This is a genomic window from Mesorhizobium sp. WSM4820, from assembly GCF_055811075.1.
Genome location: NZ_JBVVQN010000006.1, coordinates 179471 through 201377 on the forward strand (window position 1 = coordinate 179471; position 21907 = coordinate 201377).

Genomic DNA, 21907 nt, shown 5'->3' on the forward strand with positions numbered 1-21907 from the left:
GAAGTGGGCGATCCTTCGCGCCCCCCTCTGTCCGGCAGGACAGAGGGGGGCGCTGTCCCGCCGACCCCGCGCATTTTGGATAGCCTCCACCTAGCGGCGCCATCACCCTCGCATCCGCTCGAGATTCGCGTCGAACAGCGGCGTCGGCTGCACCCGTGCGGTGTAGCGCTTGCCCAAGAGCTCGACCTCGAAACCATCGGCCTCGTCGGCGATCTCCTTCAGCACATAGCCCATCGCCACTGACGTCTTCGAATGATGTGCGTAGCCGCCTGACGTGACCCAGCCGCGCACCGCGCCGTCGAACCAGATCGGCTCGTCACCGATGACGTCGGCGTCGGCCGCATCGACGACAAAGGCGCGCAGCCGCAGCTTGCCGCCTTGCTGGCGCTCGGCCAGTGCCGCCTGCTTGCCGATGAAATCGGTTTCTTTCCCGTAGGCGACGAAACGGTCGAGCCCCGCCTCCAGCGGTCCGTAGATCGGCCGGTATTCGCGCGCCCACGAGCCGTAATTCTTCTCCAGCCGCAGCGCGTTGAGCGCGCGCGCGCCGAACAGGCCGATGCCGAAGTCTTCGCCGGCCGCCATCAGGGTCTGGTACGCGGCACGCTGATATTCCGGCGCCACCCAGATCTCGTAGCCGAGGTCGCCGGTGTAGCTGACGCGGCCGACCAGGCACGGCGCCATGCCGATATCCATCCTGGCCGTCGCCATGAACGGGAACGCCGCATTCGACACATCCGCCCGCGTGACTTTTGCCAGCACGTCCCGCGCCCTCGGACCGGCAATCGACAGGCCCGTCAGTCTCGCCCCCAGCGCCTCGATATGGACCGAGCTGTCTTGCGGCAGATGCGCCTCGAACCAGCGCATGTGATACTGCTCGGCAATGCCGGAACCGGCGAGGAACCAGCCCTCCCCGCTGGAATTGCCGCTGCCGAGATTGGCCAGCGAAAAGTCGCCGATCAGCCTGCCGTCTTGCTTCAGCATCGGCGCCAGCGTCATGCGGCCGGGCTTTGGCAGCTTGCAGGCAAGCAGGCGGTCGAGCCAGGCCGCCGCGCCCGCGCCCGTCACCCTGTATTTGGCGAAGGACGAGATTTCCGACAGGCCGACACTTGTCCGCACCGTCCTCACCTCTTTTGCGACATGCTCGAAATCGCTCGAGCGCCGCCACGAGAACTCGTCCCTGACGCCTTCGGGCGCATACCACAGCGGCACTTCCAGCCCATAGGCCACGCCCCACTGCGCGCCCTTCGCCGACAAGAGGTCGTAGACCGGCGTGGTCTTGAGCGGCCGCCCGGCAGGCAATTCCTCATTGGGGAAGCGGATGGAAAAACGCCGCGAATAATTCTCGCGCACCTTGGCGTTGGTGTAGGCCATCGTTGCCCAGTCGCCGTAGCGAGAGACGTCCATCGCCCAGATGTCGGCGCCGGGATCGCCCTCGATCATCCAGTTCGACAGCGCCAGGCCAACACCGCCGCCCTGCGAAAAGCCGGCCATGACGCCGCAGGCGACCCAGAAGCCAGGCAGGCCGCGCACCGGCCCGACCAACGGGTTGCCGTCGGGCGCGAAGGTGAAGGGGCCGTTGATGATCTGCTTGATGCCGGTGTTCTGGAAGGCCGGGAAATGCCGAAACCCGACTTCCAATGACGGCGCGATACGGTCGATGTCGGGCTCGAGAAGCTCGTGGCCGAAATTCCACGGTGTCTGGAGCTCGGACCATGGCTTGTTGGCCTTCTCATAGGTGCCCATCAGCATGCCGCCGCGCTCCTGGCGCAGATAGAGCTCGCCGTCGAAATCGACCGCGTGGATGATCTCCGTGCCGGTCTTCTGGTTCCAGGCGGCGACCTCCGGCATGTCCTCGGTGATCAGGTACATGTGCTCCATGGCCAGCACCGGCAGTTCGAGGCCCACCATGCGGCCGACCTCGCGCGCCCACAGGCCGGCGGCGTTGACGACATGCTCGGCCACCACCTCGCCCTTGTTGGTGATGATCCGCCACAACCCGTCGGCGCGGCGCACGATATCCTCGACCTTGGTGAAGCGCTCGACCTCGGCGCCAAGTTTTCTGGCAGCCTTGGCATAGGCGTGGGTGACGCCGGACGGGTCGAGATGACCGTCCTCCTTGTTGCGCACCGCGCCGACGAACTGTTTCGGGTCGAGCAGCGGCATCAACTCGGCCGCCTCATCAGGCGAGATCTCCTCGAGGTCGATGCCGAGATAGCGGCCCTTGGCGACAACGCCGCGCAGCCAGTCGAGCCGCGCCTCGGTCGCCGCCAAAAGCACGCCACCGGTCAGATGCACGCCGGTCGCCTGGCCGGACAGCTCCTCGATCTCCTTGTAGAGCGAGATCGTGTATTTCTGCAACTTGGCGACGTTGGGATCGCCATTGATCGTGTGCATGCCGCCGGCCGCGTGCCAGGTCGAGCCGGAAGTCAGCTCGTCGCGCTCCAGAAGCACAATGTCGGTCCAGCCGTGACGGGCGAGATGGAACAGCACCGAACAGCCGACAACGCCTCCGCCAATGACCACGACCTTCGCATGCGATTTCATGAGTTTTTCTCGTTATTTCAGGGGGTGAGATGAATCGGGGCGGGAGGAAACCGGAATGACGTCGCGATCCGTCCAACACCCCTCATCCGACCGAGCTTCGCTCGGCCACCTTCTCCCACATGGGGAGAAGGTCGGGCGCTCTCCCTTCTCCCCTTGTGGGAGAAGGTGGATTGGCGCGAAGCGCCAAGACGGATGAGGGGTGTTGGACGGATCACCAGCTTTCACGGCTCGCCCTGCCCGATCGCTTCCTTGCGCCTGGCCACATACGCCTCCAGCGCCTCGCGCACGGCAATATCCATCGCCGGATCGACATGATCCTCCAGCGCTTTCTTCCACAGCCGCGTCGCCCGCGCCGTGGCGTCTAGCCCGCCGGCCTCCTGCCAGGCCTCGTAGTTCTGCCAATTCGAGAGCATCGGCTGGTAGAAGGCGGTTGCATAGCGCTCCAGCGTGTGCGGCTCGCCGAAGAAATGGCCACCGGTCGGCACCGCACCCAGCGCCTCGACGGCGAGTTCCGCCTCGTTGACTTCGATCGGGCGCAAAAACTCCATCATGTGCTGGATCATCTCGACGTCGATGATGAACTTTTCGAACGATGCAGTCAGCCCGCCCTCCTGCCAGCCGGCTGCGTGGTAGACGAGATTGCCGTGGCCGAGCACCGCGCCCCACAGCGCCATCAGCGTCTCGTAGGCGCCTTGCGCGTCGGCGGCGTTGGAGGCCGAGCCCGGCGTCGTCCGGTAGGGCAGTCCATAGCGCCGCGCCAATTGCCCGGAGGCGATGTTGGCCTTGGTGTTCTCTGGCGTGCCAAAGGCCGGCGCACCGGACTTCATGTCGACATTGGAGGTGAAGGCGCCATACATGACCGGGGCGCCAGGGCGGACAAGCTGCGTCAAGACCACGCCGAACAGCGCCTCGGCGTTCTGTTGCGCCAGCGCGCCGGCAAGCGTCACCGGGCTCATCGCCCCCATCAGCGTGAACGGCGTCACCGCAACCGACTGGCCGAACTCGGCCATGGTCATCAGCCCTTCGGCCATCATCTCGTCGAAGCGGCGCGGCGAGTTGACCGAGATGATGGTGGTGACGCCGGGATCGTCGCGCATCTGGTCGAGGCTCAAGCCCCGCGAAATCGCCATCATTTCGATGCCGTCCAGCGCCCTGCCGCGGCCGATCGCCGAGACGTGAAAACTCTTGTCGGTCAGCGTCAGATTGGCGAAATAGGTATCGAGGTGGCGTGAATTGGCCGGCAGTTCCACCGGTGCGCAGACCTGATTGCCGAGCATGTGGATGCAGTTGAAATGCTGCGCCAGCCGGGTGAGATCGCAATAGTCGCGCAAATTGCCGGCGCGCCGGCCGCGTTCCATGTCATGCACGTTCGGCGGTCCGGCGACGAGCGTAAAATTGATGGTGTTGCCGCCGAGATGGACTGTGTGGGCCGGGTTGCGCGGCGCCAGCGTATAGCTGGACCGCGTCATCTTCAGTGCCTCGTCGACCATGCCGCGGTCGATGCGGACAGTCATCGACGCATGATCGACCTTGGCGCCGGCCTTCTCGAACAGCGAAAGCGCCCGCGGGCTCATCACCTCGATGCCGAAATTCTCCAGAATGTGCATCGACGCCTGGTGGATCGCCTCGATCTGGTCGGCCGAGAGCATCGCCATCGGCGGATAGGGATTTGTCACGCGGCGCAACGGCAGTTGCGGGATGGCGGCCGGTCCCCTGTTGCTGGTTCGCTCGGCGCCGCGCTTGCGTCTCGGTTCGGTCATGCGGCGCATCAAAGCGCCGGCACGACGATCGGGCTGTCAGAAATCCGCCACCTGCGGGCGCGATTTTAGCCAAGGCGGCATTTTGGTATTTTCGTGCCGACAAAAGCGACGGAAAACGTCGGAATATCTATCCTCGCTGTGTCGCGGCCAAAGCGGCCGATCAGCCGTTAAGGAACGCTGCAAGATTCCTTTTATGTTTTCGGCCTAATCCTCTTGCGATGGGTCGGTCGAGTTTTCGTAAAATTGTAGCCGTTACCGTGCTGCTGGCGCTGTCGGCCTGCGCGACGCCGCCGAGCCATATCAACAATGTCTGCGCTGTCTTCGACCAGAATGACGGCTGGTTCGACAACTGGCAGGCGGCGGCCGAACGCGCCGAACAGAAGCACGGCGTGCCGGTTCCCGTGCTGATGGCGACGGTGCGCAAGGAATCCGGCTTCAAAAGCAACGCCAGGCCGCCGCGCAAGAAGCTGCTCGGCTTCATTCCCTGGAAACGTGCCTCCAGCGCCACCGGCTTCTCGCAGGCGCTCGACGGCACCTGGGCGCAATATCAGAGCGAGACCGGCAGTTGGGCGGCGCGCCGCACCAGCTTCGCCGATGCCGTCGATTTCGTCGGCTGGTATCATTCCAAGACATCAGACACGCTCGGCGTCGCCCGCAACGACACCTACAATCTCTATCTGGCCTATTATCTCGGCTGGACGGCCTATGGCCGCGGCAACCGCGGCGATGCCGGCGTGCAGCGCTATGCGCGGGCCACCGAGCAGATGGCTCGGGACTACGCCGCGCAGCTACGCCAATGCGCGCCTTGATGGCGCCACGGATCTAATCGTCCGTGAGCTTCGGCCTCTTGCCGTGCGGACGCTGCGGCGGAGCGCCGGCAAAGCCCGGACCGATGCCCTGCGGCGCGTCGTCGGGCACGCCTTCATTCGCGGCATGCTCCTTGTCGAACTTGATCACCGGCTCCATTTTCGCCAGCACGTCGTCGGCAAGCCAGCACAGGCTCATATGACCGTCGCCGAGATGCTTGACCGGCGGCACCTGCGTCTCGCAAAGGTTGTCCGGCACCAGCTTCTTGTAGCCGCAGCGGGTCTGGAACGGGCAGCCGGTTGGCGGGTTCATCGCCGACGGGATGTCGCCCTCCAGCACAATGTGCTTCTTGATCACGCTGGTGTCGGCGATCGGGATCGCCGACAGCAGCGCCTCGGTATAGGGATGATAGGGCGGCGAAAAGATCTGGTCGGTCGTGCCCTGCTCGACGATATAGCCGAGATACATGACGACGACGCGGTCGGCGATGTAGCGCACCACCGACAGGTCGTGGCTGATGAACAGCATCGTCGTCTTGTTCTTGCGCTGGATGTCCATCAACAGCTCGGTCACCGCCGCCTGCACCGACACGTCGAGCGCCGAGACCGGCTCGTCGGCCACCACCACCTTGGCATCGCCGGCAAAAGCCCGCGCCACGCCGATGCGCTGCTTCTGGCCGCCTGAAAGCTGGCGCGGCTTGCGGGTCTCGAACGCCCGCGGCAGCTTCACCAGGTCGAGCAGCTCCAGCATGCGCTTGCGGCGGTCGGCAACGGTGTTGCCGACATTGAACTTTTCCAGAGTGCGGATGATCTGCGAGCCGACCGTATGGCTGGGATTGAGCGTGTCGAACGGATTCTGGAACACCATCTGGATCGACGACACCGTCTCGACGCTGCGGTTCTCGACCCCGATCGACTGGATCTGCTGGTTGCCGAGCGTCACGCTGCCGGAGCTTGCCGTCTCCAGCCCGAGCAGCACCTTGGCCAGCGTCGACTTTCCGCAGCCGGACTCGCCGACGATGGCGACGGTCTCGGATTCGCGCGCCATGAACGAGATCGTCTCATTGGCCTTGACGACGCGGCCCTCGCTCGAGCCGAACACCTCGCTGCCGCCGACCTTGTAGTACTTTTTGAGATCCTCGATCTTGAGCACCGGCGCGCCGGGCTCGACGCGCTCGTTGACCTTCTTGGCGCCGGGCGGCAGCGCTTCCCAGTCGATCTCGTTGAAGCGCACGCAGCGCGAAAAATGGCCTTCATGGCCGTCGACCGCGATCATCGGGATTTCGGCGGCGTTGCAGACGCCCTCGACGAAATGGTGGCAGCGGGGGCCGAAATTGCAGCCCTTCGGCCGCTCGTGCGGCAGCGGCAATTGCCCCGGGATGGAGATCAGAGGCCGCGAATTCTTGTCGGCGCCGGGCAGCGGGATCGAGCGGAACAGGCCTTGCGTGTAGGGATGGCGCATCCGATCGAAGACGTCCTTGATCTTGCCGGTCTCCACCGCTTCGCCCGAATACATCACCGTGATGCGGTCGCAGGTTTCCAGGATCAGGCCGAGATTGTGCGACACGAAGATCATCGAGGTGCCGAACTTCTCGCCGAGCCCCTTGACCAGGTCGACGATGCCGGCTTCGACCGTCACGTCGAGCGCCGTCGTCGGCTCGTCGAGCAAGAGCAGCGCCGGCTTCGACAGCAGCGCCATGGCGATGACGATGCGCTGTTGCTGGCCGCCGGAAAGCTGGTGCGGAAACGAGCGCATCATGCGCTCCGGATCGGGCAGCCTGACCGAGCGCACCATTTCCAGCGCGCGTTGATAAGCCTCTTCCTTCGACACCTTGTCGTGGATCAGCGGCACTTCCATCAGTTGCTGGCCGACCTTCATCGCCGGGTTCAGGCTGGCCATCGGCTCCTGGTAGATCATCGCGATCTTGTTGCCGCGGATGGCGCGCAGTTCCTCGTCGGACAGCTCGCCCATGTCCTTGCCCTGGAACTTTATCCGGCCGCCGACGATCTTTCCGATGTTGGAGAGATCGCGCATGATGCCGAGCGACACGGTCGACTTGCCGCAGCCGGATTCGCCGACGATGCCCATCGCTTCGCCAGGCATGACCGTGCACGAAAAATCCATGACGGCCGGTATCTCGCCCTTGCGGGTGAAGAAGGAGATCGACAGGTTCTCGATCTCGATGATCGGCCCATTGGTCGGCCCATTGGTCGGCTTGGCGGGATTTCGAACTGCCTCATTCATGGGTCGCTCCAATCCTGGTTCTTTCAGCATATCGGGTCGAGAACCCGTCCATCAATCTTTCATCGATTGCTCACGCAGCGAGTCGGCCAACAGATTAAGGCCCAGCACGAACGACATCAGCGCGATCGTCGGCGGCAGCGCCGGATGGATGAAGGAGCGCAGCAGCCGGCTGGCATCCTTGATCGCGGTGCCCCAGTCCGGGCTCTCGGGCGCCAGCCCCAGGCCGAAATAGCCGAGCGTGCCGAGCAGGATCGTGGTGTAGCCGATACGCAGGCAGGCATCGACGATCAGCGGCCCGCGCGCATTGGGAAGTATCTCCCACAGCATGATGTACCAGGGCGATTCACCGCGCGTCTGCGCCGCCGCCACATAGTCGCGCGTTTTGATGTCCATGACCAGGCCGCGCACGATGCGGAACACGCCGGGGCTGGAGGCGAACACCACCGCCACGAAGATGTTGAGCTGGTTGGGATCGATATGGATGATCCTGAACGGATCGGCATCGAAGACCAGGCCGGCATAGACCCAGCCGCCAACGATCAGCGTCAGCCCCAGCAGGATGTAAAGCCGGTCGGGCCGTTTCTTGTAGCGCGTCCAGAACAGCACGCTGAAGAAGATGATCGGGAACATGAAGAACAGGCCGGCCATCGCATAGGGGATAGGTGTCTCCATGATGCCCGGCGTCACCAGGAGGTAGAACAGCAGGATTACCGGGAAGGCGAGCACCAGATTGGCGAGGAATGACAGTACCGTATCGATCCTGCCGCCATAATAGCCGGCCGGCAGACCGAGCGTGATGCCGACCATCAGCGCAAACCCGGTCGCCGCCGGCGCGATGATCAGCACGATCTGGCTGCCGTAGACCATGCGGCTGAACACGTCGCGGGCAAGCTTGTCGCCGCCGAACAGGTAGACAAGTCCCGATTGCGGCTCGACCGCGCCCGGTAGCGCGTCCTTCATGATCGGGATCTGGACAAGCGGATTGAAGGGCGAGACGGTCGACGCGAAGATCGCCGTGAACAGCCAGAACAGGCAGATGCCGACGCCGACGATGCCGACGCTGCTGTCGAAGAGCTGACCGTAGAGGCCAAGCCTCTTCTTGTAGGCGAAGCTCGCCCCCATCACCAGGACGAGAGCGATCCAGACCGGCCAGAAACGCGCAAGCACGCCAAGCACCACATTGAAGGCGCCGATATATTCAAGCTGCATCCGCTCGATCCCCTATTGAACTCTGATACGCGGATTGAGAAACGCGTAGCCGACATCGGAAATGAGCTGCGTGATCAGGACGATGAACACCGAGACCAGGGAGCAGCCGAGCAAAAGATCGATATCGTTGTTGCCGGCCGCCTCGACCAGCGTGTAGCCAAACCCCTGGTAGCGGAACATCACCTCGACAATGACGACGCCGGTGAGCAGCCAGGGAAATTGCAGCATGATGACGGTGAATGGCGCGATCAGCGCGTTGCGCAGCGCGTGCTTGACCACGACGCTGCCGAAGGAGAGGCCCTTCAACCGGGCGGTGCGGATATATTGCTGCGTCATCACCTCGACCATCGAGGCGCGGGTCATGCGGGCGATATAGCCGATGCCATAGATCGCCAGCGTCATCACAGGCAGCGTGAAATTGTAGAAGGTGATGCCGCGGCTGGCCGAAGCCGCCGAACCGTTCAGCAGGCCGAGCCATGAGGCGAAGATGACGGTGAAAATGACGCCCGACACATATTCGGGCGTCGCCGTCGAGGCAATCGAGGCGACCGACAAGGTCCGGTCGGTTCGCGAGCCTTCGCGCATGCCGGCGAGGATGCCGATCAGCAGCGAGATCGGCACCATCACCACAAGCACCCAGAACATCAGGATTCCGGTAGCACCAAGCGCCGGGAATAGCTTCGACGCGACCGTCGTCTTGAACTTGGTCGAGCAGCCGAAGTCACCCTGCAGCACGCCGGAAAATGTCGGCTCGACAGGATCGTTGCAGAAGGAAAAACGTCGCGCCGGTTTGCCCGTTGCCGGGTCTGTGACCGGCTGTTTGGGCACGATACCCAGCCATTGGCCATAGCGGGAGAAGAAATTCTGGCGATAGCCATGGTTGACCAGCCAGCTTTCGAGCTGCTCGGCCGAGGTGTGCATTTCGGTCTGGCTGATTGCCAGCTTTTTCAGATTGGGATCGAGATTGATCAGGAAGAACACGACCATCGTCAGGCACAGCATCGTCAATGCCATGGTGCCGAGGCGTCGAAGGATGAAAGAAAGCATGGCGGTCCCCTGCCGGTCTGGTTGGGGTTGAGGCCGGCTTGGAGCCAGTTCAGCTGCGATCGGCAGAGCTGGCTGTCAAACGGACCCTCAGAATGCGATCAACCCTGTCTTATTGCACGCCCTCTCCGAAGAGTCCGCGCTTTCTTGCTGCGCCGACCTTCGGTTGTGGGATCATGCAAGGCGTGGGTGGAAGGGGCGAACCGCCCCTTCCACGATCGATCCGATCAGGCCTCCTCGTCGAGCCAGACCTTGCCGTAGTCGCGCTCGAAGGTCGGATGCATGCCGTAGTTCTTAACGGCAGCGACCGAATGGCTGTAGAGCTTGCGCCAGTAAGGCTGGATGATGATGCCGGAATCCTGCAGGATCTGCTCGATGTCCTTCATCATTTCCTTGCGCTTGGCGGGGTCGGCAACGGCGAGCGCCGCGTTGAGCTTGGCATCCCACTCGGGATTCGACCAGCCCGTCTCGTTCCAGGCTTCACCGGTGCGATAGCCGATCGCCAGAACCTGGACGCCGAGCGGCCGCATGTTCCAGTTGGTCATCGACAGCGGGTATTTGGTCCAGTCGTTCCAGAAGGTCGAACCCGGCAGCACCGTACGCTTGACCTTGATGCCGGCGTCGCGCATCTGCGCGGCGATCGTATCGCCGGTATTCTTGTGCCAGTCTTCGTCGACCGTGATCAGCTCGTGCTCGAAATCGGCCTGGCCGGCTTCCGCCATCAGCGCCTTCGCCTTGGCCGGATCGCGGGCAATCTTCGCCAGCTCGAAATATTCCGGATGGATCGGCGAGACATGGTGGTTTTCGGCGACAGTGCCGGCATTGCCACCGCCCAGCTGGAGCACGACAGCGTTGTCGACCGCGAGCTGCAGGGCGTTGCGGACCTTCTGATCGTCGTAAGGCTTGTTGGTCACATTGGTGCGGCAGACGATCGTCGAAGCGGTGACGACCTCGGACTTGACCAGGTCGACACCGTCGAGGATCGACACATAGTCGGCCGACGTCTCGAAGTTGGTATGGACCTCTCCGGATTCGAAGGCGCTGACCGTGGCCGCCGGATCGGTGCCGTAATCGATGAACTCGATGCCGTCGAGAAAGACTTCGCCGTCCCACCACTTGTTGTCTTCGCGGCGCTTGTAGACGACTTTCTGGCCGACATCGTAGGAGACCAGTTCAAATGGGCCGGTGCCGATCGGGCAGGCTTTGAAATCGCCGCCCTTTTCGTCGAAGGTCTTGTGGACGACGAGACCGGGATAGTCGCACACGTTGGGGATGAGCGCGATATCCGGCGTGCTGAGCGTCAGCTTGATCGTGTGATCGTCGACCTTGGTGACGGCGCTCTCATCCAGCTTGTCGTCCTTGACCAGCGAGCCGAGGCGACCGGGCATGGAATTGCCTTCGGCTTTCTTGTCGCCCCAACGCTTGAGGTTGAAGATGACATCGTCGGCGGTGAACGGATCGCCGTTGTTCCAGGTGACGCCCTTGCGCACATGCAGCGTGTATTCGGTGGCGTCGTCGTTGACGTCCCAGCTCTCGAGCAGGTAGGGGCGGAACGTGTATTCATTTGTGTACTTGACCAGCGGCTCGAGCGCCTGGCGCTCGGCATTGGCGATTTCCGACCAGTCTGCCTTGCGCGGATCCTTCGGATCCTTGATCCACATAGCGACCTTCAGTATGCCGCCCTTCTTGCCCTGCACGTCCTGCGCTCTCGCCGGCGTCGGGTCGGCGAGACCGAGCATGCCATAGGCCATCGCCGTGGACGCGCCGAAGACACTGGCCAAAGCGAGAAACTCGCGGCGATCGACACGTCCCGCCCTGGCTTCCTCGGCCATCGCATGGATGTGATCCGGAACGCGGTCGCCATTACTCTTGTAGATTGTCATCGAGAACTCCCATTGTTGGCTTTCTGCCTTTTACCATTCCGCATCCGGGCCGTGATGTCAAAAACGGCACGGATTGGGAACATGCCAAGGAATGTGCAACTTTGGAAGGGAAGCAGTTCGCGTGATAACGACAGTCTTGGCGCAAAATTGCTATTGCCCGGCAGATTTCGTTCGAATCTCCGGCATCGATCAAACTGAGACATTCACTGCCGCGCCGCACGTCCCGTCGGGCGCGCAACGGACGCTGTAGCGGTTTGATTTTGCGCCGAAATCGATTTCGATTCTCGCGGTCGTGCGCGAAGCTTTGCACCGCGCCGGCCGATCCCGGATGAGTGCCAATACGGCGACGAGGGCTGTCGGATTGCCGGACCCTATCTCGCCGGCCGGCTTCAGTACTCGCGTTCGTAGAAAATGCCACCCTTGGCTTCGCCGGCATCGGTGGCTTCGCCGCGCAATTTGACGCCGCGGCCGACGTCGAGATCGATCGCTGCCTTGCCCGAACCCGGCTTGTCGCCCTTCTGGATCGTCACATAGGTGCGGTCGTTGAGATATTTTCCGGCCGAGACCGCGGTGCCGCCCTCCTCGTCGGTGACGACGTCGAGATCGTCGACGCCGATGGCGCTGCGCAGGTTCTGGAGCAGCGAGGTCGAGCCGCCGATGCCGGCCAGTTGCGCGGCGGCTTCGGCAAGCTGGGCGATCTGCAGCGGCGACAGGTTCGACATCGAGCGGCCGAAAATCAGTTGCGCCAGGACCTCGTCCTCTGGCAATGCCGGCACCGACGAGAAGTTGAATTTCGGATTGGTCGCCTCGCCCGAAACCACGATGGTGACGGTGGTGCTGCTCGTCGTCGATGTCGCCGTGAGATTGAGATAAGGCACCAGCGACCCCGAAAAGCCGACCGTGCCTTCGGTGAAGGTCAGCCGCTTGGCCAGGATCGACAGCCGACCGCGCTGCAAGTCAAAGGTGCCGACCGCTTGCGGCGACGATGCCGGGCCGGTCAGCCGCAACGAACCGCCAAGCTCGGCATCGACGCCCCTGCCCTGGATGAAGATCTGGCTGGGCGCGTTCACGGTGACATCGAGGTTGAGGCCGCCGCCACTGCTGCTGCTGCTCGCCGTCGCCGGGCGCAACGCCTTGTCCTGCGCGCGCACGGCGGCCGGTGCGTTCTTGTGCCTGATGTTGAGCGCCGCCAGCGAGCCCGGCAGCTTTTCGGGAACGGTGATGACGGTCTTGGCCAGGTTGATCGTGCCCGAGATCACCGGCGCCGATGCGAGTGGCCCCTTGATGGTCAGGTCGCCGCCGAGATTGGCGGTGACCACCCTGCCGTCGGTGTAGCGACCGTCGACGAGCTTGACCGACAGGTCGGCCGGAAAGCCTTGCGCCGGATTGATGCCGACCGTGCCGCTGGCCGACAGGCTGCCGCGCGTCGACAAATTGCCGGTCAGGCGGTTGATCCTGGCGACGCCATCGCCGATCGCCACATCGGCGGTGATGTCGTTGATCGCAAGTCCCGAGCGTGCATCGATCAGGCGGGCACCTGACGTGCGGACCGTGCCTGTGATCACCGGCGCCGTCGCCGGGCCGCGCACCTTCAGATTGACGTCGGCCGTGCCGCTCAACGACAGGCCTTGTGCGGCCAGTGTCCGGGTCAGGAAGGCGAACGGCACCTTGCCGGAAAAGTCGAGATCAAGCGTCGGCGTGCCTGATGTCGTCATCGTGCCGCCGCCCTTGAGGCCGAGACCGGCGGCATCGCTCATGTTGGCCTCGAAGGTCAGTCGGTTGCCGGAAAACGTGCCGGAGGACGAAACGCCCATGCCGCCGAAACCGGCGCCGCGGGTCTGCGACGTCTGGACGCCTGCGGCGTCGACCTTGAAGGCGACGGCCGGATTGGCCGGCGCGCCCGTCACCTTCACCGTGCCCGAGATCGAGCCGGCGGCATCGAGGCCGGGCGAGAAACTGTTGGCAAGCGATATCGGCACCCGCGCCAGCGTCGCGTTGAGATTGAGCGCCTCCCCGACCTTGCCCGAAACCGTCGCCGTGCCGCCGCCGAGGTTGAGTGCGAGCCTGTCCAGGCTGGTGGTGCCGTTGGCGATGGTGATGGTCGAGGTCTGGGCGATCGCCGCCTTGACGCCGCGCATCGTCGCCTGACCGGAGGCGAGCTCGACCGTCGTCGTGCCATTGGCGACCCTGACGCGGCCGGCTGCCTCGGCCGGAATGTCCTTGACGGTGGCGCCGCCGGAAAAGCCGGTCCAGTCGCCGTCGCGGGTCAGATCGACATCGATGCCGCGAACGACGGTGCCGCCGGAGGTGACGCTGTCGGCACGGATTTTTCCGGAGATCACCGGTGCCGCGAGATAATTGCCGATCGATGCATCGATGGTCACCGTCTTCGCCGAAACATCGCCGCGTGTAATCGAAGCGGTCGAAGCCTTGACGGTGACGCCAGGCGCATTGCCGGCCTTCGAGAAGACGATCGTGCCGCGGATGTCGCCTTCCGCCTTTTCCAGCGCAAGCGCTGCCAGCGGTCCGATGTCGGGCAGGTCGAGCGCCACGGTGCCTTCGGGCACGAACGCCTCGTCAAGCGCCAGGTCGCCTGATATCCGGTTCTTGCCGAGCGACAGCAAAAGCCCGTCGATGGCGCGCTTGCCGTCTGACGTCGCCAGCACCGCGCTGCCTTGCAGGGGCTGGCCCGCGACGTTTCCGGTCAGTTGGACATTGGCCGCTGGGTTGGCGGCATCGGCCTTCCCGGTGGCGGTGAGGCTCAACCCGGTGATCTCGCGTTCGGCAACCGAAAGCCGCTCGCTGTTGACCGTCAGCGACAGGTCGGGCGCGGTGCTGGCGCCTTGCGCGTTCAGCGCAAAGGTGATGGCGCCGTTGGCGTCCCCTGACAGAAGCGAGATGTCGGCCAGCGCGCCCTTGATGTCGACGGTGAGCTTGTTGTCGGCAAGGCTGGCCTGCCCGTCGGCGGTCAGCGCGCCGGACACCAGCCTGATCGCATCGGCGGTGACATTGCCATTGGCGTCGCGCTTCAGCGCGGCACTGAGTTCCGTCCGCTGCGCGAGCACGCCGCGCGCTGCCGCCGGCAGCGCCGCGGAAACGGCGTCGGTCTTGAGGTTGAGGTCGATGGCGCCGTCGGCCAGCGAGATCCTTCCATTGAAGCCGCTGTTCAGCGCGTCGCTCGTCACCGACCCGCTGTCGATGACAATGCCGTCGGTCGCCAGGCTGCCGGCGACTTGTGCCGTGATCTTGCCGGCGATCAGCGGCGCTATGGTCGGATTGTCCAGGCCGATCTTGTTTGCCGTCACCGTGCCGGAGACCGGCCCCGTCCGGCTCTTCACGTCGAAAGCGTCCGAGTGCAATGCCAGCGTGAGCCCCTCGACATCGCTGAATTTCGTCGCGACCGACGGCAGAACAGCGGAAATGTCGAGCTGCGGCTGCGTGCCCTGCCCTGCAGCCTTTACCGAAAGCGCCTGCAGCTCGAGCTTGATCGGGCTCTCGGTGCTGCCGAGCGCCAGCGGCAGGCTCGGGCCGGTCGAGGCCAGGTCGAGCGCAAAATCGCTGGCGCCGTTCGGATTGATGGTGCCGGCAGCCTTGCCGGAAATCTTGTCTCCTGAAAGTGTCGCGCGGTCGATGGCGACGCCGCCGGCGGAGGAGAAGCTGCCTGCCGCATCGAGCTTGAGCGGCCCAAGCCCCGCCTGGCGGGTCTGGCTGGTCTCGGCGCCGCTGAGTTGCGCATCGAAACGAATGTCAGGGGCTGCTGACGGTCCCGTCACTTGCGCCGTTCCACCAAGCGTGCCCGCGGCGTCGAGGCCGGGTGAAAAATCATTGGCCAACGCGGCCGGCAGCCCGGAAAACTCTGCCGCAAGATCGAGCGTCTGGCCGGCGGTGCCGGATACGGTCACCGATCCGCCGCCGACATCGAGCATCAGTTTCTCGATGCTGGCGGCGCCGTTGGCGATGCTCAGGGTCGACGGCTGCGCGATCGCCGTCCTGATGCCGCGAATGGTCGCATCGCCGGAGGCGATCTCGACGCTTGTCGTGCCGTCCGCGATCCTCACCCTGCCTTCTGCCGTGGCCGGAATTCCGGCGACGGTGGCGCCGCCGGAAAACCCGGTCCAGTCGCCGTCGCGCTTCAAATCGACATCGATGCCGCTGATCACGGTGCCGCCGGAGGTGACGCTGTCGGCACGGATCTTACCGGAGATCGCCGGTGCGGCGACATAGTTGGCAATCAGCGCATCGATGGTGACCGTCTTTGCCGAAAGATCGCCGCGCGAAATTGAATCTGTGGTCGCCTTGATGGCGACATGAGGCGCATTGCCGGTCTTCGAGAAGACGATCGTGCCACGCACGTCGCCGTCAGCTTTTTCCAGCGCCAGGGCTGCGAGCGGACTGATATCGGGTAGATCCAGCGCAACCGTGCCGAGCGGCAGGAATCGATCGTCGAGAGCAAGGTCGCCCGAAACTTTGTTGTCGCCCAGTGACAGGCTTAGTCCGTTTATGGACCGCTTTCCCTGGCGCGTTACCAGCGACGCCTTGAAATCGAGTGGCTCGTCATTGACGGATCCGGTGAGCGAGATATCGGCCGCCGGGCTGGCGATGTCGCCCTTCCCCGTCGCGGTGAGCTTTAGCCCGGTGATTTCTCGCGCCGCCACCGAAAGCCGGTCGCTGTTGACCGTCAGCGACAGGTCGGGCGCGGTGCTGGCGCCTTGCGCGTTCAGCGCGAAGGTGATGGCGCCCTTGGCATCCCCGGACAGAAGCGAGATGTCGGCGAGCGCGCCCTTGACGTCGGCGCTGACCTTGTTGTCGGCGAGGCTGGCCTGCCCGTCGGCGCTGAATGCACCTGATACCAGCCTGATGGCGTTGGCGATAACATTGCCGTTGGCGTCGCGCTTCAGTGCCGCGCTGAGCTGCGTCCGCTCGGCGAGCACGCCGCGCACTGCCGCCGGCAGTGCCGCGGAAGCCGCAACCGCCCTGAGGTTGAGATCGATGGCGCCATCGGCCAGGGAGACCCTTCCATTAAAGCCGCTGTCCAGTACCTCGCTCGTTACCGAGCCGCTGTCGATGACGATGGTATCGGTAGCGAGATCGCCGGCGACCTTGGCAGTAATCTTTCCGGCGAGCAGCGGCGCGATGGTCGGATTGTCCAGGCCGATTTTGTCCGCCGTCACCGTGCCGGAGATCGGCCCTGTTCGGCCCTTCAGATCGAAGGCGTCGGAATGGAGCGCAAGCGCGATGCCTTCGGCCTTGGCGAGGTTGGTGGCGACCGACGGCAGTGTCGCGGAGATATTCAGCGTCGATTGCGTGCCCTGCCCCGCGACCTCCACCGACAGCGCCTGCAACTCGAGCTTGATCGGGCTCTCGGTGCTACCAAGCGCCAGCGGCAGGCTCGGGCCGGTCGAGGCCAGGTCGAGCGAAAAATCGCTGGCGCCGTTCGGATTGATGGTGCCGGCAGCCTTGCCGGAAATTTTGTCCCCGGCAAGCGTCGCGTTGTCGATGGCGACGCCACCGGCGGAGGAGAAGCTGCCTGCGGCATCGAGGTTGAGCAGCCCGAGCCCCGCCTGGCGGGTCTGGCTGGTCTCGGCGCCGCTGAGCTGCGCATCGAAACGAATGTCAGGGGCTGCTGACGGTCCCGTCACTTGCGCCGTTCCACCGAGCGTGCCCGCGGCGTCGAGGCCGGGTGAAAAATCATTGGCCAGGGCGGCCGGCAGCCCGGAAAACTCTGCCGCAAGATCGAGCGTCTGGCCGGCGGTGCCGGACATTGTCACCGATCCGCCACCGACATCGAGCATCAGTTTCTCGATTCTGGCGTTGCCATTGGCGATGCTCAGGGTCGACGGCTGCGCGATCGCCGCCTTGATGCCGCGAATGGTCGCTTCGCCGGAAGCGATCTCGACGCTTGTCGTGCCGTCGGCGATCTTCACCCTGCCTTCGGCCCTGGCCGGAATGCCGGCGACGGTGGCGCCGCCGGAAAACCCGGTCCAGTCGCCGTCGCGCCTCAAATCGACACCGATGCCGCTGATCACGGTGGCGCCTGATGTGACCGTATCGGCCTTGATCGTGCCGGAGATCGCCGGCGCCTTGAGAAAGTTGGCGACCAGCGCGTTGACGGCGATGGTCTTCGCCGCCAGATCGCCGCGGGAAATAGACCCGCTCGTCATATCGATGACTACCGTCGGCGCGCCACCATCATTCGAGAGGCGGATGCTGCCCTGCACGTCGCCGGCCGCCGTCTGCCCGGCAAGCGCGGCCAGCGGGCCGATATCGGGCGCTTCGAGGGTCAGCGTGCCGAGCGGCAGCAAGCTGTCGTCGAGCACGAGATCGCCCGAGACCTTGTTGTCGGCCAGCGACAGGCTAAGCCCGTTGAGGGAACGCGTTCCGTCACGCGTCACCAAAGATGCCCTGAGATCGAGCGGCTGGTCGTCGACGGACCCTGTCAGTGCGACATCGGCAGCGGGATTGACGATGTCGGCCTTGCCCGTCGCTGTCAGCTTGATCGTCTTGACCGTCCGGCCCGACGCGGTCAGGCTGTCGCTGTCGGCCGAGACCGAGAAATCCGGCGCCGAGCGCGCGCCGCTCGCCGTCAGCGCGAAATCGACGGCCCCGCCGACCGGTACGCCAACCATCGGCGACAGCACCGAGACATCGCCGAGCGTGCCCCTGATGTCGGCCTGGATGTCGGTGCCCGTCGCGCTGGCGGTGCCGCTGGCGCTGAGCGAGCCCGAATTGAGTTGCAGCGCATTGGCGGCAAACAAGCCTTGCGGGTCGCGGGTCGCGGTCGCCGAGAATGTCACGCGCTCGCCGAGAATCGGGCGGATCTGCGGCGGCAGCGCAGTCGAGACGGCATCGGCATTCATCTTGAGCGTCATCGCCAGATCGGCCAGCGTCACCCTGGATGTCACCGAGGCATTGAGCGCATCGCTGCGCAGCGTGCCTTGATCGACGACAATCTCGTCCTTGCTGACCGACCCGGCGAGGTCCGCGGTGACCCTGCCGGTCACCAGCGGCGCCAGCGTCGCCACGTCGGTGTTCAGGCCGCCGGCGATAAGCTTGATGGTGACCGGTCCGCTGCGGTCCTGGATGTCGAAGCCGTCGGAATGGATTTCGGCCACCAGATCGTCCACCCGCGTGCCGCCCGCCACCACCGAGACCAGGGACGCGCCGATGTCGATTATCGGCGCCTTGCCGCCGCCGAACGCGCGGGCCGTGGCGCCGGTGATCGCGACCGTCACCGGCTGCGCCGCGGCGCCGAGGCTGAGCACGATTGGTGGACCCTTGGCGGCGAGTTCCACCGAAAGGTCGCTGGCGCCGTTGGGGTCGATGCTGCCCGCGGCGGTGCCATGCACGGCATCGCTGTCGATGCTGGCGCGCTCGACCTCGACGCCGCCCGTCACGATCGCGGTTCCGGCGAGGTCGAAGCTGGTCTTGCCGGCAAACAAGGATTTCAGATTGTCGGGCAAGAAGCGCTGGAAGTCGCCGTCGCCCTTGGCCTCGACATAGTTGCCCTTGTCGGTGAGCTGGTGGCGACCTGTGAGCTGGGTGACGATCTGGCCGTCGACGACGAAGGTACCGATGCCGCTCCAATTGGCGACCGGCCCGGTGCCGGTGACGACGATGTTGACCGGCGGCGCATCCGGCAATTTGAGCAGATTGGCGATGATGCCGCCGGCGGGCTCCGACGCCTTCAGATCGAGGTCCAGCTTGTTGTCGGCGGGCGCGAAATGGATGTTGGCGTCGAGCTTGCCTTGCTTGCCGTCGCGGCGGGTGATGTTGAGGCTGGTTGCGAGCGCCAATGGCGCCGCGTCGGCCTTGAACGATCCCCTGGCGGCGAGCTCGGCGATACCGCTGCCGGCCAGCGCCTGCCCGAGCGCGATTTCCGGCAGGTCGATCTGCTTGACGTCGAGTGACACCGGCAGCGTGCCACCTTGGCTCGGCTGCGTGCCGGCCACCGGCAGCCGCGCCAGTTCGATGCGATCGGCGGCGACGCGGCCGGCGCTGAAGTTCTTCGACAGAAGCGCCAGCGGCGACCAGTCGACCGCCACCTTGCGCGCCACCAGCCAGGCGCCCTGGCGATCCTCCAGCACCACATGGTCGACCGTCAGCGCGCCGGACCAGATGCCGTCGATGCCGCTGACCGTGACCTTCTGGTCATCGCTCGACGCCACGGTCGAGATGATGCCGGCGAGATTGGCGCGGCCGCGCTCGGTCTTGGTCAGCACGACGAGCGCACCGACCACCGCCGCCACCAGGACGAGCAGCGTGTAAAGGGCAATGCGAAGGATGCGCTTGAACATTGTCATCAAAACGCCTGGCCGATGCCGGCATAGATGCCGAAATCCGGGTCGTCGGGATCCGGGTTGAGCGGCACCGCCGCGTCGATGCGCAGCGGTCCGAACGGCGTAATATAGCGCAAGCCGACGCCGGCGCCGACCTTCATGTTGGAAAAATCCGGGAATTGATCGGTCGAGACGGTGCCGGCATCGACGAACGGCACGACGCCGATCGTGTCGGTGATGGCGATGCGCATCTCGATCGAGGTCTCGAAGATGGACAGCCCGCCGATCGGCTCTCCGTCGGCGTCCTTCGGACCGATGCCCTGATAGGCATAACCGCGCACCGAGCCGCCGCCGCCGGAATAGAAACGGCGGTCGGCCGGAACATCCTGAAGGCCGGCGCCGATGATCGAACCGATGGCGACGCGTTCGGCCAGGACGAACTTCGAGGCCGCGTCGAGCGCCTGATAGGCCGATCCTTCGCCCCTCAGCTTGACGAAGGCGGCACCGTTCAAAATGTCGTAGCTCGGCTCGGCATAGGCCAGCGCCCTGAATCCGGTCGTCGGGTTGAGCCGGTTGTCGCGGTTGTCGTAGACATAGCGCAGCGGAATGCTGGCGATCAGAAAAGTGTGCTTGCCGAAGGAATCGGTGATCTTCGAATAGTCGAGCGCGACCTCCGCCGAAACCGTCTGCTGCCTGTCGAGGTCATAAGACAGGCCCGTGCTGCCCTTGACCGAGAAACGGTCGTAGGCGTCGGGATGCTCCAGCACGGTGTTGACGTTGGCGAAGAATTTGGACGCCGGCCCGACCACGCCCGGCTTTTCGAACATGATGCCGGCATTGTAGTTGAGCTCGGTCAGTTCGTTGCTGCCGATGCCGCTGATTTCGCCCTCGATGCGCAGTTTTTCGGCACGGCCGAACAGATTGCGGTGACCCCAATAGCCTTCGAGGCCGAGCCCCTCGGTGTTGGAGAAGGTGCCGCCAAGACCGAAATAGCGCGGCTTGCGCTCGCTCACTTCAACGCCGATCGGGATGTTGCCGTCGGCGTCGAGACCGTCGGCCTCTTTCAGCGTGACGCTGTTGAAGACTTCCAGCCCGAGCAGCCGGTCGCGCGCCTCGTCGACCTCTTCCGGCGAATATTGGCGGCCGCGCTTCAGGCCGGTCATGTATTCGGTGAAAGCGCGGTCGACCTTCTCGGTGCCTTCGACCGTGGTGTCGCCATAGCCGGCAACCGGCCCGGCGGCCACGGTCAGCGCCACGTCGAGCGTCGAGGTGGCGTGATCGGCAACGATCTCGCGGGCGGTCACCTTGGCCAGCGGCCTGCCGTCCTCCTTGAGCGCCCGCACGATCGACGCCTCGGCCTTGAGCACGACACCGGAACCGGCATCGCCGCCGGCGATCAGGCCGAAATCGGCGCCCGACAGCCCCGCCGCATCGCCCTCCAGGCTGATGTCGCCAAGCGTGAACTTCGGCCCGGCCGCAATGTTGATCACCACCGGAATCGGCTGCGGACCCGAGAATTCGGCGTCGGGCGGCAAATCGTCGAGCGGCTTGCCTTCGATGGTAATGGTGACGACGCCCTCGTAGCGGGCGTCCGCATAAAGGGCGGCGACAAGCTGATCGCGGTCGGCACGCGCCTTGGCCAGCAGGCCGAGCGAACCGGAGACCGGACGTTCTTCGTCGTCCTTCAGCGCCGAGGCGTTTTCGAGTTTTTCGGCGAGATCCTCGTCGGCGTCGGGCGCCTCTATGGTCACCGCATAGCGCAGCGGATCGACGATGTCGGCATCTTCATCCTCCGACGATCCCCACAGCTTGATGCCGAAGATCTCGAAAGCGGCCGCATTTCCGCTCGCGCCAACCAGTGCAGTCGAGCATAGCAAGGCGGAAAGCAAGGCGAGCGAAAACACGCGCCGTGGCGCGGTTCCTCCCGACATCTGCCTTTCATACGCCGACATTACAACTCTACACTAGCGGCCAAAGCTAAAATTGGAATGAAGTTCTGAATTGCTCGTAAACGGGCCACAATCCAATTGCCACAATCCAACTGTCTTAAATGGACAGGGCTTGGAATTCACACCTTCTGCGTCGCCGCAAGAAAGCGTGATCCCTGTCCTGTGGAGGTACTACCGGTCATCGGCCGGAA

General features: G+C 64.4%; 9 protein-coding genes. 1 reads left to right on the forward strand and 8 read right to left on the reverse strand.

Annotated features, from left to right (window positions below):
* Window positions 1-102 precede the first annotated feature (102 nt).
* Window positions 103-2544 (reverse strand): GcvT family protein, encoded by a 2442-nt coding sequence (locus AC0L2R_RS12445; RefSeq protein ID WP_473509203.1) that lies wholly within the window; start codon window positions 2542-2544, stop codon window positions 103-105.
* Between the two features lie 221 nt (window positions 2545-2765).
* A complete protein-coding gene (locus tag AC0L2R_RS12450) occupies window positions 2766-4304 on the reverse strand; it encodes a trimethylamine methyltransferase family protein (protein WP_473509204.1) in 1539 nt (512 codons plus the stop codon).
* Window positions 4305-4522: 218 nt separating this feature from the next.
* Between AC0L2R_RS12450 and AC0L2R_RS12455 the strand changes: the two genes are divergently transcribed.
* The gene (locus AC0L2R_RS12455; protein WP_473509206.1) at window positions 4523-5113 is read left to right on the forward strand and encodes a transglycosylase SLT domain-containing protein; all 591 of its coding nucleotides are present in this window, start codon (window positions 4523-4525) and stop codon (window positions 5111-5113) included.
* Between the two features lie 13 nt (window positions 5114-5126).
* On the opposite strand, the gene AC0L2R_RS12460 is transcribed toward AC0L2R_RS12455, so the two are convergent.
* The 6 genes from AC0L2R_RS12460 to AC0L2R_RS12485 all read right to left on the reverse strand — a co-directional run bounded on the left by AC0L2R_RS12460 (window position 5127) and on the right by AC0L2R_RS12485 (window position 21719).
* On the reverse strand, window positions 5127-7355 hold the full coding sequence (locus AC0L2R_RS12460; protein ID WP_128174264.1) for a dipeptide ABC transporter ATP-binding protein: 2229 nt from the start codon (window positions 7353-7355) through the stop codon (window positions 5127-5129).
* A 51-nt stretch (window positions 7356-7406) separates the two neighbouring features.
* Window positions 7407-8564, reverse strand: coding sequence for an ABC transporter permease (locus tag AC0L2R_RS12465; RefSeq protein WP_128167239.1), 1158 nt, complete (start codon window positions 8562-8564; stop codon window positions 7407-7409).
* Between the two features lie 12 nt (window positions 8565-8576).
* Window positions 8577-9611: an ABC transporter permease gene (locus AC0L2R_RS12470; RefSeq protein ID WP_027153847.1), complete on the reverse strand. Its 1035-nt coding sequence runs from the start codon at window positions 9609-9611 to the stop codon at window positions 8577-8579.
* A 224-nt stretch (window positions 9612-9835) separates the two neighbouring features.
* Complete coding sequence (locus AC0L2R_RS12475; RefSeq protein ID WP_473509208.1) at window positions 9836-11491, reverse strand: ABC transporter substrate-binding protein; 1656 nt, start codon at window positions 11489-11491, stop codon at window positions 9836-9838.
* 389 nt (window positions 11492-11880) lie between these two features.
* Window positions 11881-19791, reverse strand: a complete 7911-nt coding sequence (locus AC0L2R_RS12480; RefSeq protein ID WP_473509210.1) for a translocation/assembly module TamB domain-containing protein — start codon at window positions 19789-19791, stop codon at window positions 11881-11883.
* Window positions 19791-21719 (reverse strand): autotransporter assembly complex protein TamA, encoded by a 1929-nt coding sequence (locus AC0L2R_RS12485; protein ID WP_473509212.1) that lies wholly within the window; start codon window positions 21717-21719, stop codon window positions 19791-19793. The genes AC0L2R_RS12480 and AC0L2R_RS12485 overlap by 1 nt, the downstream gene beginning before the upstream one ends.
* Window positions 21720-21907: the final 188 nt, after the last annotated feature.

Excerpts from the sequence above, each read along its gene's own strand:
- AC0L2R_RS12475 (WP_473509208.1), bottom strand. The coding sequence starts at position 11,491 with ATGACAATCTACAAGAGTAATGGCGACCGCGTTCCGGATCACATCCAT.
- AC0L2R_RS12465 (WP_128167239.1), bottom strand. The coding sequence starts at position 8,564 with ATGCAGCTTGAATATATCGGCGCCTTCAATGTGGTGCTTGGCGTGCTT.
- AC0L2R_RS12460 (WP_128174264.1), bottom strand. The coding sequence starts at position 7,355 with ATGAATGAGGCAGTTCGAAATCCCGCCAAGCCGACCAATGGGCCGACC.
- AC0L2R_RS12470 (WP_027153847.1), bottom strand. The coding sequence starts at position 9,611 with ATGCTTTCTTTCATCCTTCGACGCCTCGGCACCATGGCATTGACGATG.
- AC0L2R_RS12445 (WP_473509203.1), bottom strand. The coding sequence starts at position 2,544 with ATGAAATCGCATGCGAAGGTCGTGGTCATTGGCGGAGGCGTTGTCGGC.
- AC0L2R_RS12485 (WP_473509212.1), bottom strand. The coding sequence starts at position 21,719 with ATGTCGGCGTATGAAAGGCAGATGTCGGGAGGAACCGCGCCACGGCGC.
- AC0L2R_RS12455 (WP_473509206.1), top strand. The coding sequence starts at position 4,523 with ATGGGTCGGTCGAGTTTTCGTAAAATTGTAGCCGTTACCGTGCTGCTG.
- AC0L2R_RS12480 (WP_473509210.1), bottom strand. The coding sequence starts at position 19,791 with ATGACAATGTTCAAGCGCATCCTTCGCATTGCCCTTTACACGCTGCTC.
- AC0L2R_RS12450 (WP_473509204.1), bottom strand. The coding sequence starts at position 4,304 with ATGACCGAACCGAGACGCAAGCGCGGCGCCGAGCGAACCAGCAACAGG.